Source organism: Planktothrix paucivesiculata PCC 9631, assembly GCF_900009265.2.
In the GTDB taxonomy this organism is placed as follows: domain Bacteria; phylum Cyanobacteriota; class Cyanobacteriia; order Cyanobacteriales; family Microcoleaceae; genus Planktothrix; species Planktothrix paucivesiculata.
Map to the genome: position 1 here is coordinate 14,962 of NZ_LR734977.1, position 1,422 is coordinate 16,383.

The following is a 1,422-nucleotide window of genomic DNA, read 5'->3' on the forward strand; positions in this document are numbered from 1 at the left end:
AATCCTTGAAGCCTCTGATGATGGATTACTTGAAGAAGCTGATATTCCCGAAGAATATTTAACTGTGGCTCGTCAAATGGCGATCGCATCTTACCGACTGGCTTTCCAAAAAGCTGATACTTGTATTAGTGGTGAACGTCTCAAACAATTAGCTAGTGAGAACGACCTTTTAACATCTCAACTCAAGGAATTTCCTCAACTCAAACTTGAATTAGATTTCTATAAGTCCGAGTATGAGCGCCAACGGGCTGAGTTGAAAGAAGCCTACATGAACCTAAACCGTCAACAGTTAGCTGACAGTGATAATTTCCGACAACAATTAGATTCTCTCTATCAGGAACGTAATGATTTAACGGTTAAACTTTCTGAAGCTGAGAAACGTTTACTTGAAGTTTCTGACCTTGAAACCAAAGAACGAGAACGTCAAGGTGAAATTTCTCGTCTCAATGGTCAATTAGAAGCACGGGAACGAGAAATTTCCTCGCTTCATAGTCAAACCCAATCCTTGCAATCTCAAATTGGGGAGAAGGAAGTTCTGGAATCTCAAATGGAACAATTGCGATCGCAACTCAAAGAAGCCAATGAGACAATTATTAATTTACAATCCCAACAAAAATCTACGGTTGCCCTAGAAGTTGATTCCCTTGAATCTGAGCAAATAGAAGAACTTAAATTTGAACTTGAGGAAAAGATCGCCGCCCTCAATAAAGCTGAACTCCAGTTAGTAGAACAGGATGCGGAAATCAATAACTTGAGAACTCAACTCAAACAAACTATCATTCCCCCAATTCCTGCTTCGGTTACTTCTATTAATTCGGGTAAGAAAAAAGTTGCTAAATAATCAATAACGTTATTCCCATAGCAGAAAGTGTTTTGGGAATAACAGAATAACAAATAACAGGGATAACAGAATTTGTTATGGGAATAACAGGATAACAAATAACAGAATGCTGATATGCAAGAAAATCAAGATATTCAGGAAAGGATTAGAGAATTAGAGCAAGAAGTTGAAGAACTAAAGGCTCTAATAAAATCTCAAGCTCAAACCTCCAATAAAAACCTACTTTTAAAGCATTTAGGACAAACTCCAGAGGAACAAATCAAAAACAATCAAGCTGCGATGAATTGGGCTAAAGAAAGAATGCAAGCAATTAAGGATAAATGGGGGGACGAATGGGAGAATTAGAGTTAATGTTGGCGGCGAGGTTTCCTTTAATTTATGTGGTGTCTGCCGAAGAAGAACCAGCAGAAGAAGAACTTTTGAATGTAGCAAAAGCTAGAAAATCACAGATTTATTTTTGGGATTTTGCACGGGGTTGGAATGATAATAATGCTGATAAAGGTCAACCCATGGGGGCTTTAACTCGAATAGCTAAATCTCCTAAAGACCAACCCACAATATTTGTTCTCAAGGATTTAGGT

General features: G+C 37.9%; 2 protein-coding genes and 1 pseudogene. All 3 read left to right on the forward strand.

From position 1 onward, the window contains the following. Positions 1-841, forward strand: an 841-nt coding sequence (locus PL9631_RS00015; RefSeq protein WP_197046199.1) for an AAA family ATPase, incomplete at its 5' end; no start/stop codon positions are given. Positions 842-955: 114 nt separating this feature from the next. Beyond that, complete coding sequence (locus tag PL9631_RS00020; protein ID WP_083616000.1) at positions 956-1,186, forward strand: hypothetical protein; 231 nt, start codon at positions 956-958, stop codon at positions 1,184-1,186. Then, positions 1,174-1,422, forward strand: a pseudogene (locus tag PL9631_RS25950) (AAA family ATPase); the annotation flags it as partial. The gene PL9631_RS00020 and the pseudogene PL9631_RS25950, both read left to right, overlap by 13 nt.

What these genes read in the sequence shown, in the direction of transcription:
- PL9631_RS00020 (WP_083616000.1), top strand. Translation starts at nt 956, where the DNA reads ATGCAAGAAAATCAAGATATTCAGGAAAGGATTAGAGAATTAGAGCAA.